Source organism: Pseudoxanthomonas koreensis, assembly GCF_010093225.1.
Classification (GTDB): Bacteria; Pseudomonadota; Gammaproteobacteria; order Xanthomonadales; family Xanthomonadaceae; genus Pseudoxanthomonas; species Pseudoxanthomonas koreensis.
Window position 1 is genome coordinate 16,136 of record NZ_PDWM01000037.1, and the last position, 14,432, is coordinate 30,567.

A 14,432-nucleotide genomic window follows, 5' to 3' on the forward strand; every position below is an offset into this window, starting at 1 on the left:
CGGCAGGGGCACCGCGGCGGTCCCCAGCCACGGTGTGCTTCCCGGTCACGACGAGTGGGCCGGAAGCACGCCAGGGAACGGACTCCGGGGCCAGACTACGGCCGCGGGCGCGCCGCCGGACCTGCCTGCAGTGACAGTGACGTTAGGCAGTGGCCACCGGCGCGGATGCCCCGGCAGGCCGGCCGCGGAAATGAAGAAGCGGCCCGCAGGCCGCTTCCATCACAGGTTTCCCTGCACCCCGCGCATCACTTCATGCGGTAGGTGATGCGGCCCTTGGTCAGGTCGTACGGGGTCATCTCGACCTTCACCTTGTCGCCGGTGAGGATGCGGATGTAGTTCTTGCGCATGCGGCCGGAGATGTGGGCGATGATCTCGTGCCCGTTCTCCAGGCGGACCCGGAAGGTGGTGTTGGGCAGCGTCTCGATGACAGTGCCTTCGAACTCGATGGAGTCGTCTTTCGACATGCGGTTCCGGGTATATGGCGAGCGGGCGAAAGTCGGCGATTTTACGCTACCCGGGCGGGGAAGGCAAAAATGCGTTAACCCGCGGCGGGATGGGCCAGTGCCGCGGCCTCGACCTGGCCGAAGGCCGCGGTCCAGTTTCCGGACCGGCCGGGGTCGTCGGCCACCAGCTGCGCCACCGCCCCTAGGAACCGCGGACGCGGCCAGGATTCGGCGCCCAGGCTGAGCAGGTGCGCGTTCTCGACCTGGGCGTCGATCAGCGGCCAGCCCCAGCCATGCAGCTGCCGCGCCAGCGCCGCCAGGGCGACCTTGGAGCCGCCGTCGCGGACGCTGAACATGCTTTCGCCGAAGAACATCCGGCCGATCGCCACGCCGTAGATGCCGCCGGCAAGCTCGCCCCCGCCGTCGAACACTTCCACCGAATGGGCATGGCCGAGCCGGTGCAGCCGCGCGTAGGCCTGGCGCATCTCCGGCAGGATCCAGGTGCCGCGCTGGCCGGCGCGCGGCGCGTCTGCGCAGGCGGCCACGACCGCATCGAATGCGGTGTCGGCGCGGACCGTCCAGTCGCTGCGGCGCAGCCCGCGGCGGAAGCGGGTCGACAGCCGCACCGCGCCGGTACCGAACACGGTGCGCGGGTCCGGACTCCACCACAGGATCGGCTGGCCTTCGGAGTACCAGGGGAAGATGCCGTGGCGGTAGGCGGCAAGCAGGCGTTGCGGGGAAAGGTCGCCGCCGACCGCGAGCAGGCCGTCGGGGCGGCGCAGTGCCAGTTCCACCGGCGGGAACGGCGCGGCGGGGTCGTCGGGCAGCAGGAAGGGGCGGGTGGCCATGCCTGCGTCGATCAGGTTTCCGGTGCCGGCGCGGCCGGTCCGCGGAACGGCGAATGCGTGGCCAGGTTCGCGGCATGGCGGCGCACCGCGTGCGTTTCCTCCGCGCACCACTGGCGCAGCGCCAGGCGGAAGCGCGGGTCGGCGATGCGGTGGCGGCTGCGCACGAAGGTGGGCAGGAAGCCGCGCGCCAGCTTGTGCTCGCCCTGCGCGCCCGGTTCGAAACGGGCCAGTCCCTGTTCCAGGCAGTACTCGATGCCCTGGTAGTAGCAGGTCTCGAAGTGCAGGCCGGGCAGGGTGGCGTCGGCACCCCAGTAGCGGCCGTACAGAGTGTCGCCGCCGCGCAGGCAGAGTGCGCCAGCGACCGGATTATCCTGATAATCTGCCAATATAATCAATATATTGCGAGGCATTTCTCGTGCAATATATCCGATGAAATCCCGGGTCAGCGCCGGCGAATTGCCGTAGTCGCGGAAGGTGCGCAGGTAGAAGTGGTGGATCGCGTCCAGGTCCTCCGCGCTGGCCTCGTCGCCATGCAGCCGGCGGAAGGTGACCCCGGCGCGCTGCACCTTCGCCCGCTCCTGGCGGATGTTCTTGCGGTGCTTGTGGTCCATCGCCGCCAGGAACGCATCGAAGCCGTCCCAGCCATCGAGGTTGCGCCAGTGGTACTGCACGTCCAGGCGCGGCAGCCATTCCGCGTCGAACAGCGCGTCCTCGGCCCCGGTGTGGAAGTTGACGTGGGCCGAGGCCAGGCCGGCGGCATCGGCGTGTGCGGCGATCGCCTCCAGCAGCGCGCGCCGCGCGGCGTCGTCGCGGGCCAGCAGTCGCGGCCCGGTCACCGGCGAGTAGGGCACGGCGAACAGCCATTTCGGGAAGTAGTCCAGCCCATGCCGGGCGTAGGCATGCGCCCAGGCGTGGTCGAACACGAACTCGCCGTGCGAGTTGGCCTTCAGGTAACCCGGTGCGGCGGCGACCAGCCGGTCGCCGTCCCACAGGGCCAGGTGCCGTGGCGTCCAGCCCCAGTCCGCGCGCAGGCAGCCGTGGCGCTCCAGGCCTTCGAGGAAGGCGTGGAAGAGAAAGGGGTTGCTGCCGTCGTGCAGTGCGTCCCACTGACTGGTGGGGACCTCGGAAAGCGCATGACAGATGCGCAACATCATTTCGGCAGTGCGTAACGGACCTTCGGTTCGGTCAGGTCGATTACTTTGCGCCTACCCAGTTCGGAGATGGCGCTATCCATCCGGGCGCCGTCCTGTGAGGCGAGCCAAGTCGAAGCCATGCGCCGCAGGCTCGCCTCGCTACCAGGAAGGTTCTTGGCCATGCCTTTCAAACCCTTGATGATCTTCTCTGCGTCACTCTGCGGAGAGACTGTTGCCACAACGGCCACTTTTTTCTCGGCCTTCTTGGCGACAGCCTTCTTCTTGGCCGGTTGAGGGGTGGCTGCCTTTTCGACAATCACCGTGACGGCCTTCTTCGAAACCTTAGCCGTCGCTTTCTTGGCCGGCGGCTCGATACGCTTGATGAGCGTGCCAGTGGCATTGAGATGCGCGATCAGGGGGTCGAACCCAGTGTCTTTGGATACGATAAGAAAGGTGGCTTGCGGATCGCGCACCATCCACTGGCCGAGGTAGCACGCAATGTGGAAATCCAGCGCATTCCGGCCATTGCCGGCGATGCGTATGAAGCGCCCGTGTTCGCCCAGTGCCTGTACGGCCTCGATCAGGGCGATCCCTACTTTCTGATCGGAACCCGTGAATACGAAAACGTAGGCCTGCTCCGCGCCTAGGCCGGCGAGATCCGCCGGCTGTACGTTTTCATAGTCGATCAGGATGTAGTGCAAGCGCCAGAATCCTTAGTGACCCTTGTCCAGGTAGCGCTCCGCATCCAGCGCGGCCATGCAGCCGAAGCCGGCCGAGGTGATCGCCTGGCGGTAGTGCTGGTCGGCGACGTCGCCGGCGGCGAACACGCCCTCGACCGAAGTCCGGGTGGCGTTGCCGCCCAGGCCGGAGCGGATCTCCAGGTAGCCGCCATCCATCGCCAGCTGGCCCTCGAACAGGCCGGTGTTGGGGTGGTGGCCGATGGCCACGAAGAAGCCGTGCGCGGCGATGTCGCGGGTGCTGCCGTCGAGCGTGGACTTCACCCGCACCCCGGTGACCCCGGCGTCGTCGCCCAGCACCTCGTCGATGGTGTGGTGCCAGACCAGCTCGACCTTGCCGGCCTCGGCCTTGGCGAACAGCTTGTCCTGCATGATCTTCTCCGCGCGCAGGCTGTCGCGGCGGTGGACCAGGTAGACCTTGCGGGCGATGTTGGACAGGTACAGCGCCTCTTCCACGGCGGTGTTGCCGCCGCCGACCACGACCACGTCCTGCTCCTTGTAGAAGAAGCCGTCGCAGGGGGCGCAGGCGGACACGCCGCGGCCCTTGAACTTCTCCTCCGACTCGATGCCCAGGTACTTGGCGGTGGCGCCGGTGGCAATGATCAGCGCGTCGCAGGTGTAGGTGGCGCTGTCGCCGCTCAGGGTGAACGGCCGCTTCGACAGGTCGGCGGTGTGGATGTGGTCGAAGATCACTTCGGTCTCGAAGCGCTCGGCATGGGCCTGCATGCGCGCCATCAGGTCCGGGCCCATCAGCCCGTGGGCATCGCCGGGCCAGTTGTCGACCTCGGTGGTGGTCATCAGCTGGCCGCCCTGCTGCAGGCCGGTGATCACCACCGGCTTGAGGTTGGCGCGGGCGGCGTAGACGGCGGCGGTCCAGCCGGCGGGGCCGGAGCCGAGGATGAGCAGGCGCGAGTGCTTGGTGGTCATGCAGTCCGTGGGAAGGGTGGCGAAGGGCAACGCATAGAGTGGCGGCCGCACCGGGGTAGATCAAGGCGAGCGGCGGAACGCTCCGGCCGCGGGGCTGTTTCCCGCCCCGTCATCCCGGCCTGCGCCCACGCGCCGCTAGGCAATGGCCGACAGAAGCATTTAAGATCAAGGCCTAACGCCGCATTCTGCGAGCGCTTCCAGACCCGCTTTCCGGACACCCAGGGATCGATCTGCCAACGTGGCCAAGGCATTGACGGAACGCAGCAAGTCCAGCCGCGGCACGAACGTGCGCGCCGATGCCGGCGCGGCCAGCCCGCGGCGGCAGCGCCTGTGGCGCGACCTGGCGCTGATCGTGATCGCGCCGCTGCTGCTGTACCTGCTGGCCTGCCTGGCCAGCTATTCGCCCGACGATCCGGGCTGGTCCAACAGCGGCAGCGTGACCGCGCCGGTGCAGAACCTGGGCGGCCTGGCCGGTGCCTGGATCGCCGACGTGCTGATCCAGCTGGTCGGGTATGCGGCCTTCATCCTGCCGCTGATCCTGGGCGCGGTGGCCTGGATCGCGCTGTTCGGGCTGGGCGAGGAAGACGAGCTGGGGCCGGCGCTGCGCCTGGTCGGGATCGTCGGTTTCCTGATCGCGGCCACCGGGCTGCTGCACCTGCGCCTTTACGTCGGCGACGTCGGCCAGGCTGGCGGGGTGATCGGCAAGCTGGTCGGGCAGTCGCTGGCCAACGGCTTCGGCAGGCTTGGCTCGAACATGTTCCTGATCGTGCTGGCGCTGGTTTCGGTGACCCTGGCCACCGGCCTGTCCTGGTTCTGGGTGATGGAGAAGATCGGCGCCGGCGTGCTGGCGCTGCCGGACCTGCTACGGCGCAAGACCCGGCAGGCCGAGGAGTGGAAGCGCACCCGCGACCTGCGCGAGGAACGCGAGGAAGTGCGCAAGACCGACGCGGTCAGGCAGGCCCGCCGCGAACCGGTCCGGATCGAGCCGCCGGCCGCGCCGGTGGTGGAGAAGAGCGAGCGGGCCAAGCGCGAGACCCAGATCCCGCTGTTCCAGGGCACCGGCGGCACGCCTGACGGGCTGCCGCCGCTGGCCCTGCTCGACGACCCCAAGCCGCAGGCCCGCGGGTATTCCGAGGAAACCCTGGAAACCCTGTCGCGCCAGATCGAGTTCAAGCTCAAGGACTTCCGCATCGACGCGCAGGTGGTCGGCGCCTACCCGGGCCCGGTGATCACCCGCTTCGAACTGGAGCCGGCGCCGGGGGTGAAGGTCAGCCAGATCAGTTCGCTGGACAAGGACATCGCCCGCGGTCTGTCGGTCAAATCCGTGCGCGTGGTCGACGTGATCCCGGGCAAGTCGGTGATCGGCCTGGAGACCCCCAACACCAGCCGCGAGATGATTTTCCTCTCCGAGCTGCTGCGCTCGAAGGAATACGACAAGTCGGCCAGCGTGCTGACCCTGGCCCTGGGCAAGGACATCGCCGGCCGGCCCACGGTGGCCGACCTGGCGCGCATGCCGCACCTGCTGGTGGCCGGCACCACCGGCTCGGGCAAGTCGGTGGCGGTCAACGCGATGGTGCTGAGCCTGCTGTACAAGGCCAGCCCGAAAGACCTGCGGATGCTGATGATCGACCCGAAGATGCTCGAACTGAGCGTCTACCAGGACATCCCGCACCTGCTGGCGCCGGTGGTCACCGACATGAAGGAGGCCGGCAACGGCCTGCGCTGGTGCGTGGCGGAGATGGAGCGCCGCTACAAGCTGATGAGCGCGGTGGGCGTGCGCAACCTGGCCGGCTTCAACAAGAAGGTCAGGGACGCGCAGGACGCCGGCCAGCCGCTGATGGATCCGCTGTTCCGCCCCAACCCGGAGCTCGGCGAGGCGCCGCGCCCGCTCGAGCCGCTGCCGTTCATCGTCATCTTCATCGACGAATTCGCCGACATGATGATGATCGTCGGCAAGAAGGTCGAAGAACTCATCGCGCGGCTGGCGCAGAAGGCGCGCGCGGCCGGCATCCACCTGATCCTGGCCACCCAGCGCCCGTCGGTGGACGTCATCACCGGCCTGATCAAGGCCAACATCCCGACCCGCATCGCCTTCCAGGTGTCGAGCAAGATCGACTCGCGCACGATCCTGGACCAGTCCGGCGCCGAGACCCTGCTCGGCCACGGCGACATGCTGTACCTGCCACCGGGCACGGCCATGCCCGAGCGCATCCACGGCGCCTTCGTCAGCGACGACGAAGTGCACCGCGTGGTCGAGCACCTCAAGGCCAGCGGCCGCGCCGACTACATCGAAGGCGTGCTGGACGAAGTGCAGGCGATGGGCGACGGCGTGGTGGTCGGCGCCACCGGGCTGCCGGAGAGCGGTGGCGGTGGCGGCGACGAATCCGATCCGCTGTACGACGAGGCGGTGCGCGTGGTCACCGAGACCCGCCGCGCGTCGATCTCCGGCGTGCAGCGCCGGCTCAAGATCGGCTACAACCGCGCCGCGCGCCTGATCGAAGCGATGGAAGCGGCCGGCGTGGTCACCCCGCCCGAGCACAACGGCGACCGCAGCGTCCTCGCCCCGCCGCCCCCGCGCGACTGACCGCGCCGGGGCTGCCTGTTCAGGTTGTTCGCGGCACACTTCGCAAAACGACTGGACAGCGACCCCATGCCGCATCGCCTTCGCCACGCCCGCTACGCACTCCTCGGACTGGTCCTGTTCGCCGGCACCGCCTTCGCCGGCGCCCGCGATGAGCTGGTCCGTTTCACCAGCGGCCTCAAGGGCCTGGAAGGCAGCTTCAGCCAGCAGGTGTTCGACGCCAACGGCCGCGCCAAGGAAAGCAGCACGGGCACGGTCGCGGTGTCGGCACCGCGCCTGTTCCGCTGGGAGTACCTCAAGCCGTTCGCGCAGCTGATCGTGGCCGACGGGCAGAAGGTCTGGATCTACGAGCCGGACCTGCAGCAGGCCACGGTCAAGGTGCAGGGCGAAGAAGAGCGCAACAGTCCGCTGGTGGCGCTGTTCGATCCGGCGCGGCTGGAAGGCCAGTTCGACGTCAGCGAGGAAGCCGCCGCCAGCGACGGCCTGCAGTGGCTGACCCTGACCCCGAAGGTCGATGCCGAGGCCAACTTCCAGATGGCGCGGCTGGGCTTCGGCGCGCAGGGGCTGGCGCGGATGCAGGTGCTGGACCTGGTCGGGCAGAAGACCGAGATCCGTTTCGATGGCTGGAAGCGCAACCCGTCCTTCGCCGCGGGCACGTTCAAGTTCACTCCGGGCAAGGATGTCGACGTCGTCGGCCAATGACCGTCGCCACCCTTGTAGGAGCCCACTTCAGGGGGCGACCCCAAGGCGCCGGAACGCAGCGCCGTTCAACACGAACGCTCCGGAGGTTCCGCGTCAAACGCCGCGTCTTCCACCGGCATCGGGTCGCCCCCTGAAGTGGGCTCCTACAGGGAGTGCGGCGGCGATGCGCGGGGCGGGACCGCCTATGATGTGCCCATGACCCGCGCGCGCAGATCCACGCCCCCTTCCGAAGACGGCCTGCTGGCCGATCCCGCGCGGCAGGAGGCGATGCGCCCGCTGGCCGAGCGCATGCGTCCGCGCAGCCTGGACGGGATGGTCGGCCAGCGCCGCCTGCTCGCGCCCGGGACGGCGCTGCGCCGCGCGGTCGAAGCAGGGCGCGTGCATTCGATGGTGCTGTGGGGACCGCCCGGTTGCGGCAAGACCACCCTGGCGCTGCTGCTGGCGCAATACGCCGACGCCGATTTCCGGGCCATTTCCGCGGTGCTTTCCGGGCTTCCCGACGTGCGCCAGGTGCTGGCCGAAGCCGCGCAGCGGTTCGCCGAAGGGCGCCGCACCGTGCTGTTCGTGGACGAGGTGCACCGCTTCAACAAGACCCAGCAGGATGCGTTCCTGCCGCACATCGAGCGCGGCAGCATTGTCTTCGTCGGTGCCACCACCGAGAACCCCTCGTTCGAACTGAATTCGGCGCTGCTGTCGCGCTGCCGGGTGCACGTGATGGAAGCGGTGTCGGTGGACGACATCGTCGCCGCGCTGCAGCGGGCGCTGGAGGACGGCGAACGCGGCCTGGGCGGGCAGGGCATCGTGATCGAGGAACCCTTGCTGCGCGGGATCGCCGGTGCCGCCGACGGCGACGTGCGCCGCGCCCTGACCCTGCTGGAGATCGCCGCCGAACTGGCCGCCGACGAGGGCGGGCGGATCACCGAGGCGACCCTGCTGCAGGTGCTGGCCGACCGCACCCGCCGCTTCGACAAGGGCGGCGAGCAGTTCTACGACCAGATATCGGCGCTGCACAAGTCGGTGCGCAGCTCCAATCCCGACGCCGCCGTGTACTGGCTGGCGCGCATGCTCGACGGCGGTTGCGACCCGGCTTACCTGGCGCGGCGCCTGACCCGCATGGCGGTGGAGGACATCGGCCTGGCCGATCCGCGCGCGTGGCGGATGGCGCTGGACGCCTGGGATACCTTCGAGCGCCTGGGCAGCCCGGAGGGCGACCTGGCCCTGGCGCAGGTGGCGATCTACCTGGCCAGCACCGCCAAATCCAACGCCGCGTACGTGGCGCTCAATGCGGCCAAGGCTGACGTGCGCGAACACGGCACCGCCGAGGTCCCGCTGCACCTGCGCAACGCGCCGACGAAGCTGATGAAGCAGCTCGGGTACTCGAAGGGCTACCAGTACGACCACGACAGCGAGGGCGGGATCGCGCTGGACCAGACCGGTTTCCCCGAGGCGATGGGCGAGCGCGTGTACTACGAACCGGTCGAGCGCGGCCTGGAGATCAGGCTGAAGGAAAAACTGGACCGCCTGCGCGCCGCGCGCGAACAGGCCCGCAAGGCGCGCGGCTGAGCGCCGCGGCCGCGCGCCGATACCCGACACCGAACCGGAGCAGGGCAGTGGACATGGTGCGTTCGTTCATCGCGGTGGGCAGTGGCGCGGCGATCGGCGCCTGGATGCGCTGGGGCCTGTCGGCCTGGCTCAACCCTTCGCGCAGCCCGGTGCCGCTGGGCACCCTGGCTGCCAACCTGGTCGGCGGCTACGTGGTCGGCATCGCCCTGGGCTGGATCATGTCGCGGCCGGGCATGGCCCCGGAATGGCGGCTGTTCCTGGTCACCGGCCTGCTCGGCGGGCTGACCACCTTCTCCACGTTCTCCGCCGAGATCGTGCAGCAGCTCACCCGCCAGCAGTACGGCGCCGCGCTGCTGGGCGTGATCCTGCACCTGTTCGGCTCGCTGCTGCTGACCGTGCTGGGCCTGTACACCTGGCGCGTGCTGCGCTTCGGCGGCTGAGGCGCGGTGGCGGCCGTCTCCGTGGCCGGCCGCCGGAGCCGTTCCCGGGTCAGGGACCGGCCAGGTCCCCGCCCACGTCCTTCCAGCTGTCGTCCGGATCGAACGCCTTGATCGTGCCGGCGACCTTGGCGGTCGACGGCCCGATGTCCTTTTCGAACACCTCGCCGTCGTGGCTGATCATGAAGGTCATCACCCCGGTTTCGCCGTACTTCGCCGGCCAGGCCAGCAGCGCGAAACCGCGGCTCATGTCGTCGCCGAGGAGGTAGGAGAAGGCTCCACCCGGTGCCGATGGCCCTTGCGCATCGAGGATGCGGTAGTGGTAGCCGTGCCAGTCCGAGCCGGGCGTGGCATCGGCGAACAGCGGCCCGAGCGGGCTGATGTCGCCGCTGTCGTCGTCGGACCAGTACAGGCCGTCGTGCAGGCCGTCGCTGCTGATCAGCTTGTGCGCGTATTCGAGCACGCCATCGCCGTCGTGGTCCTGCAGCGCGTATTCGACCTGCGCGTCGTGGTAGGCGCGCGTGGACTGGAGGGTGGCCAGTTCGTTGCGGCCGATCAGCCGCGCGCGCATCTCGGTCCGGCCCGCCTGCATGTCGAAGCGCCAGCCGTCGGCCTGCTTGCGCAGCGGCGCCGGAAACGTCCATCCGCCGTCGCCGACGGCGAGCACCGCACTGCCGTCGGCGCGGGTGTCGATGCGGTGGGACTTGCGGTAGTCGGCCAGGAACGCGTCGACGTCGGCGCGGTCCACGTCGGCGGGGACGTAGTCCTTCCCGTCCTTGCCGAACAGGGCGGCGAGCCTGGCGGCATCGGCCTGCGTGGTGCCCAGGGCATCGACAAGGGCCGCGGCGGCGGCTTCGGCGCTCGGGAAGGCCTGCTCGGCGGCGGACGCGGCCGGTGCGAACAGTGCGGCGAGGGCCAGGGACAGTGCGAAACGCTTCATGGTCGGTCTCCTGGCTCAGCGGTGGCGGCCGCCGCCCTGGCGCTGTGGCGCGCTGGCGGGGCGATGGACCTGGTTCCCGGCGGGGCGCGCACTGGACGGGCGTTGCGCGGCGGCATGGCTGGCGTTGCCGCGTTGCGCCTGGGCATGCGAGCGGGACGGTTCGCGGGCGCCGCTGAACGCGTTGCCGCTGCCGCGCTGCGCCTGCTGCGAGTGCTGGCGCGCAGCGGCACGGGCCTGTTCGTTGCTCTGCGTCTGCCGGTGCTGGGGTTGCTGCGTGCGTTGCGCCGCCTGCGGCCGGTCCTGCGCCGTGGCAGCGGCCCGGTCGCGGGCTTGCGGATGCTGCTGCGCCGCACCGGCGGCGCGATCGCGGGCCTGGTGCTGCTGCGCCGTGGCCGCCGCCCGTTCGCGGGCGGCCTGCGGGTCGGCGTGGGCGCGATCGGCCGCGGCGCGGGCGTTGTCGCGCGCTCCGGCCTGCGCGCCGGTGCGATCGGCCATGCGCTCGGCGGCATGCTCGCGCGACCCCGCTCCGCCTTCGGGCATCCGGCCGGCGGCCGACTGGGCGCGCTCGCGCGCCTCCTGGTTGGTCCGCGCCGGCGCGTCGATGCCGTGCTGGTCCATCCTGGCGCGTGCCTGTTCGCGTGCCTGCGCGCGTTGCGGGTCGTCTCCGCGGAACGCATCACGCTCGCGCGCACCGTCCAGTTGCCGGCCATTGGCAGCGCGGTGCGCCTGGTCGCGGTAGGGAACGCCGTCGCGATGGGCGGGGTTGTGCTCCCAGCGGTTGCGGTCGACGTCCAGCTGCCGGTTCACGTTGATGTTGTTGTAGCGGTTGACGTCGATGTCGATGTCGTTGTGTCCCCAGTCGAAATCGCCCCACAGCGAATCGGTGATCGCCAGGCCCACGCCGAACATCAGCCCGCGCGCCAGCGCGCCGCCGAGCGGGTAGTACGCCGCGGGCGGCGGATAGTAGGCGGGCGGGTAGGCCGGATACGCCCAGCTGCCATACACGGTGGTCGGGTTGTAGCTGGGCACGTAGACGACCTGCGGGTCGGCCGGCTGGATCACGATGACCTGGTCGCCGCCCTCGGCCGCCACCGGCGCGGGCGCGGGAGAAGAGGCGTCCACCGGCGCTGCGGCCGGTGCAGCCGCGGCCTGCGCACTGACCTGCTGGTACTCGTTCGATTCCAGGTTGCCGGCGGCCTGGGCCTGGCGGCGCAGGCGCTGCACCGCGTCCATCACGTCGTCCGGCTGGGCGAGGAAGGCGTCGCCCAGGCGCTGCACCCAGGCCGGGTCCTGGCCGAGCAGCGCCAGCGCCTGCGGGAACGCGACCAGCGACTGCACGCTCGGATCCCACGGTTCGTCGGCGACCTGCTTCACCGCCGCGTCGCCCTGCGCGTCCGGATGGGCCTTGGCCCATGCGGCGGCATCGGCGACGTCGCCGGGATAGGTCGCGGCCATCAGCACCTGGGCCAGCAGCGGGTCCGGGTAGAGCGCGACGGGCGCGACCATCTGGTCCAGTTCCTCCCGCGCGAAGACGATTTCCTTCGCCGGTGCGGCCGCGGCGTCGGATGCCGGGGTGGCGGCAGGCGTGGCGGCGGTGCCGCTGGATTCGGGGCTGCGCGAGCAAGCGGCCAGCAAGGCCAGGCACGCGGCGGCCAGGATCGTGGTACGCATGGCTTCTCCCGGACGTGATGATGGTGCCTGCCGGAGCCCCACTTCCCTGCAGGTGGATCGGATTGTCGGGCCCGGATGTGTTATTCACGCGTGACGGCAGTGGATGGACCGCCACCAACGATGCTGCGAACCCGAGGAAGGGATATGCACGGATCCGGATACGGGTACAGGGACACGCCGGAACATCCGGGTGCATTCCTTTTCCGGCTGCTGGCGATCGCGATGGCGGCGCTCCTGGCCGCTTGCGCCCAGCTCCCGCCGCGGATCGACACGCCGCCCGAAGCCTCGCTTCCGGCAGCCACCGAAGGCGTCATCGCCGAGCGCACCGTGCCGGCGGAGGCGGCCCATCCCGGGCAGTCCGGTTTCCGCCTGGTCGGCAACGGCGCCGAGGCCTACGCGCTGCGCGCCTACAGCGCGCACGCCGCCACCCGCAGCCTCGACATCCAGACCTACATCTGGCACGACGACCTGACCGGCCGGATGCTGGCGCGGCTGGCGCTGCAGGCCGCCGACCGCGGCGTGCGCGTGCGCATCCTTGCCGACGACCTGGACGCGCGGGCCAAGAACACTGGCCTGGCCGCGCTGGACGCCCATCCGCACATCGAGGTGCGGCTGTACAACCCGATGGCCAGCCGCTCGGGGACGCTGCGCAAGGCCGGCGAATTCGGCACCGGGTTCAAGCGGCTGAACCACCGCATGCACAACAAGAGCTGGATCGCCGACGGGCGCATGGCCCTGGTCGGCGGCCGCAACCTCGGCAACGAATACTTCGCCGCCAGCGACGGTCCCAACTTCGTCGACCTGGACCTGCTGATGGTCGGCCCGGTGGTGGCCGAAGTGGCGCGCAACTTCGACCTGTTCTGGAACTCGCCTTCCAACTACCCGATCGCGCAGCTGTCGCCGGGCGAGGACACGCCTGAGCGGATGCAGGCGCTGCGCACGGTGCTCGAGCAAGCCGCTGCCGACCTGCATTCCAGCGAGTACGCGTCCGTGCTGCGCGAGGATCCGAAGGTGCAGCAGCTGCTGGAAGGCGGCACCGCGCTGCACTGGAGCCCGCGCTGGCGTTTCGTCAGCGACGATCCTTTGAAGGCCACCTTGCCGCTGGAGCAGCGCTCGGAGGTGGTAAAGGTGCTGTTGCCGGAGATGCAGCGCGCAAGCGGGCAACTGCTGGTGATCTCGCCTTACTTCGTGCCTGGCGAGCGCGGTACCGCGGAGCTGGCTGCGATCGACGGCCGCGGCGTGGCGGTGCGGGTACTGACCAACTCGCTGGCCGCCAACGACGTGGCCGCGGTGCACGGCGGCTACAGCCGTTACCGCCGACCGCTGCTGGAGCAGGGCGTGGAAGTGTGGGAGCTCAAGCCCAGCGACGGGCCGGCGCAGTTCAGCCTGAAGGGGTCGTCGGGCTCGAGCCTGCACACCAAGGCGATGGTGATCGACGACAGCGCGGTGTTCGTCGGTTCCTACAACCTGGACCCGCGTTCGACCTCGCTGAACTGCGAACAGGGCATCCTGGTCGAACACCCCGCGCTGGCCGCGGGCCTGTCCGCATTGTTCGCGCAGCAGACCAGCCCGGCCCACGCCTGGCATGTCACCCTGGATGCCCAGGGTGAACTGCGCTGGAGCGACGGCGTGCAGGTCTGGACGCGCGATCCGGAGGCCACCGCCACGCAGCGTGCGATGAGCTGGCTGATGAAGGTGCTGCCGCTTGAGTCGCAACTCTGAGGACCGCGCCGATACCGCGCCTGCAGTGCCGCGCAGCGGGAGATTGGCGGTGCCGGCGGCGGGGTGCATGATGGCCTGGCCCCCGGGGAAGCCCCGGCCTTGAGGAGACGCACGATGCGCAAGCCCCCGTCGTTCGCGAGCCAGTGCCTGGTCGCCGCCGTCCTTTGCGTGGCGCTGGCCGCCTGCAAACCCGCGCAGGACGCCGCCGCGCCGGCGGGGGACGCAGCCGCTGCCGGCAGCGGGGCCGGCGACACAGCGTCCGCCCCCTCCGGCCAGGCACTGGACGGCGACCTCGTCGCCTCGACCAACGAGCCGTTCTGGGCCGTGACCGTATCGGCCACCGGGCTGGTCCTGAGCGGGATCGAAAGCCAGCGCAGCCTGGCGGTCGCCTCCAGCAAAAGTGCCGACGGCACGCGCACCGTGGTCGCCACCGACGCCGCCGGCAAGGCGGAACTGACAGTGACCGCGAAAGAATGCCAGGACAGCATGTCCGGCGCGATGTTCCCGTTCGCCGCGGTGCTGGCCATCGACGGTGGCGCGCCGATCAACGGATGCGCGCGCCCGGCCTCGATGCCGCCGCCGGGTGAAGGAATGTAGGGAACGACGTCCCCCCGGTTTTGAGTAGCACGGCGAACTGGAGTCCAATTCCCCAAAGCGAGGAGATTGGACGTGAAGAAGCGCTTTTCCGAAGAGCAGATCATCGGCTTCCTGCGTGAGGCCGAGGCCGG

The 14,432-nt window shown here is 69.9% G+C and carries 13 protein-coding genes; 6 read left to right on the forward strand and 7 right to left on the reverse strand.

The genetic code is table 11. The features are described from left to right. Positions 1–245: 245 nt before the first annotated feature. From infA to trxB, 5 genes are all read right to left on the reverse strand, one after another. Positions 246–464 carry a translation initiation factor IF-1 gene (infA, locus tag CSC64_RS11230; RefSeq protein WP_052633646.1) on the reverse strand — a complete coding sequence of 73 codons (219 nt, stop codon included), beginning with the start codon at positions 462–464 and terminating at the stop codon, positions 246–248. 74 nt (positions 465–538) lie between these two features. Further along, positions 539–1,291: a leucyl/phenylalanyl-tRNA--protein transferase gene (gene aat, locus CSC64_RS11235; RefSeq protein WP_162435412.1), complete on the reverse strand. Its 753-nt coding sequence runs from the start codon at positions 1,289–1,291 to the stop codon at positions 539–541. Between the two features lie 11 nt (positions 1,292–1,302). After that, the gene (locus CSC64_RS11240) at positions 1,303–2,445 is read right to left on the reverse strand and encodes a GNAT family N-acetyltransferase (protein WP_162435413.1); all 1,143 of its coding nucleotides are present in this window, start codon (positions 2,443–2,445) and stop codon (positions 1,303–1,305) included. Further along, positions 2,442–3,125 (reverse strand): PIN domain-containing protein, encoded by a 684-nt coding sequence (locus CSC64_RS11245; protein ID WP_162435414.1) that lies wholly within the window; start codon positions 3,123–3,125, stop codon positions 2,442–2,444. The genes CSC64_RS11240 and CSC64_RS11245 overlap by 4 nt, the downstream gene beginning before the upstream one ends. A gap of 12 nt (positions 3,126–3,137) precedes the next feature. Beyond that, positions 3,138–4,088, reverse strand: coding sequence for a thioredoxin-disulfide reductase (gene trxB, locus CSC64_RS11250; protein ID WP_162435415.1), 951 nt, complete (start codon positions 4,086–4,088; stop codon positions 3,138–3,140). A gap of 238 nt (positions 4,089–4,326) precedes the next feature. Here trxB and CSC64_RS11255 point away from each other — a divergent pair, with 238 nt between their 5' ends. From CSC64_RS11255 to crcB, 4 genes are all read left to right on the forward strand, one after another. Next, positions 4,327–6,672 carry a DNA translocase FtsK gene (locus CSC64_RS11255; protein ID WP_162435416.1) on the forward strand — a complete coding sequence of 782 codons (2,346 nt, stop codon included), beginning with the start codon at positions 4,327–4,329 and terminating at the stop codon, positions 6,670–6,672. 66 nt (positions 6,673–6,738) lie between these two features. After that, a complete protein-coding gene (lolA, locus tag CSC64_RS11260) occupies positions 6,739–7,371 on the forward strand; it encodes an outer membrane lipoprotein periplasmic chaperone LolA (protein ID WP_162435417.1) in 633 nt (210 codons plus the stop codon). A gap of 195 nt (positions 7,372–7,566) precedes the next feature. Then, positions 7,567–8,934, forward strand: coding sequence for a replication-associated recombination protein A (locus CSC64_RS11265; protein WP_162435418.1), 1,368 nt, complete (start codon positions 7,567–7,569; stop codon positions 8,932–8,934). Positions 8,935–8,987: 53 nt separating this feature from the next. Continuing rightward, positions 8,988–9,374: a fluoride efflux transporter CrcB gene (gene crcB / locus CSC64_RS11270; RefSeq protein ID WP_162435419.1), complete on the forward strand. Its 387-nt coding sequence runs from the start codon at positions 8,988–8,990 to the stop codon at positions 9,372–9,374. A 49-nt stretch (positions 9,375–9,423) separates the two neighbouring features. On the opposite strand, the gene CSC64_RS11275 is transcribed toward crcB, so the two are convergent. Further along, positions 9,424–10,311, reverse strand: a complete 888-nt coding sequence (locus CSC64_RS11275; protein WP_162435420.1) for a DUF2950 domain-containing protein — start codon at positions 10,309–10,311, stop codon at positions 9,424–9,426. Between the two features lie 15 nt (positions 10,312–10,326). Further along, positions 10,327–11,982 (reverse strand): DUF3300 domain-containing protein, encoded by a 1,656-nt coding sequence (locus CSC64_RS11280; RefSeq protein WP_162435421.1) that lies wholly within the window; start codon positions 11,980–11,982, stop codon positions 10,327–10,329. A gap of 144 nt (positions 11,983–12,126) precedes the next feature. Between CSC64_RS11280 and CSC64_RS11285 the strand changes: the two genes are divergently transcribed. Both CSC64_RS11285 and CSC64_RS11290 read left to right on the forward strand, forming a co-directional pair. After that, positions 12,127–13,704 carry a phospholipase D family protein gene (locus CSC64_RS11285; protein ID WP_162435422.1) on the forward strand — a complete coding sequence of 526 codons (1,578 nt, stop codon included), beginning with the start codon at positions 12,127–12,129 and terminating at the stop codon, positions 13,702–13,704. Between the two features lie 114 nt (positions 13,705–13,818). After that, a complete protein-coding gene (locus tag CSC64_RS11290) occupies positions 13,819–14,301 on the forward strand; it encodes a hypothetical protein (RefSeq protein WP_162435423.1) in 483 nt (160 codons plus the stop codon). The last annotated feature ends 131 nt before the right edge of the window (positions 14,302–14,432 follow it).

Coding starts and splice junctions, on each gene's coding strand:
- aat (WP_162435412.1), bottom strand. CDS start 1,291: ATGGCCACCCGCCCCTTCCTGCTGCCCGACGACCCCGCCGCGCCGTTC.
- lolA (WP_162435417.1), top strand. CDS start 6,739: ATGCCGCATCGCCTTCGCCACGCCCGCTACGCACTCCTCGGACTGGTC.
- CSC64_RS11240 (WP_162435413.1), bottom strand. CDS start 2,445: ATGATGTTGCGCATCTGTCATGCGCTTTCCGAGGTCCCCACCAGTCAG.
- crcB (WP_162435419.1), top strand. CDS start 8,988: ATGGTGCGTTCGTTCATCGCGGTGGGCAGTGGCGCGGCGATCGGCGCC.
- CSC64_RS11280 (WP_162435421.1), bottom strand. CDS start 11,982: ATGCGTACCACGATCCTGGCCGCCGCGTGCCTGGCCTTGCTGGCCGCT.
- CSC64_RS11285 (WP_162435422.1), top strand. CDS start 12,127: ATGCACGGATCCGGATACGGGTACAGGGACACGCCGGAACATCCGGGT.
- infA (WP_052633646.1), bottom strand. CDS start 464: ATGTCGAAAGACGACTCCATCGAGTTCGAAGGCACTGTCATCGAGACG.
- CSC64_RS11265 (WP_162435418.1), top strand. CDS start 7,567: ATGACCCGCGCGCGCAGATCCACGCCCCCTTCCGAAGACGGCCTGCTG.
- CSC64_RS11275 (WP_162435420.1), bottom strand. CDS start 10,311: ATGAAGCGTTTCGCACTGTCCCTGGCCCTCGCCGCACTGTTCGCACCG.
- trxB (WP_162435415.1), bottom strand. CDS start 4,088: ATGACCACCAAGCACTCGCGCCTGCTCATCCTCGGCTCCGGCCCCGCC.
- CSC64_RS11290 (WP_162435423.1), top strand. CDS start 13,819: ATGCGCAAGCCCCCGTCGTTCGCGAGCCAGTGCCTGGTCGCCGCCGTC.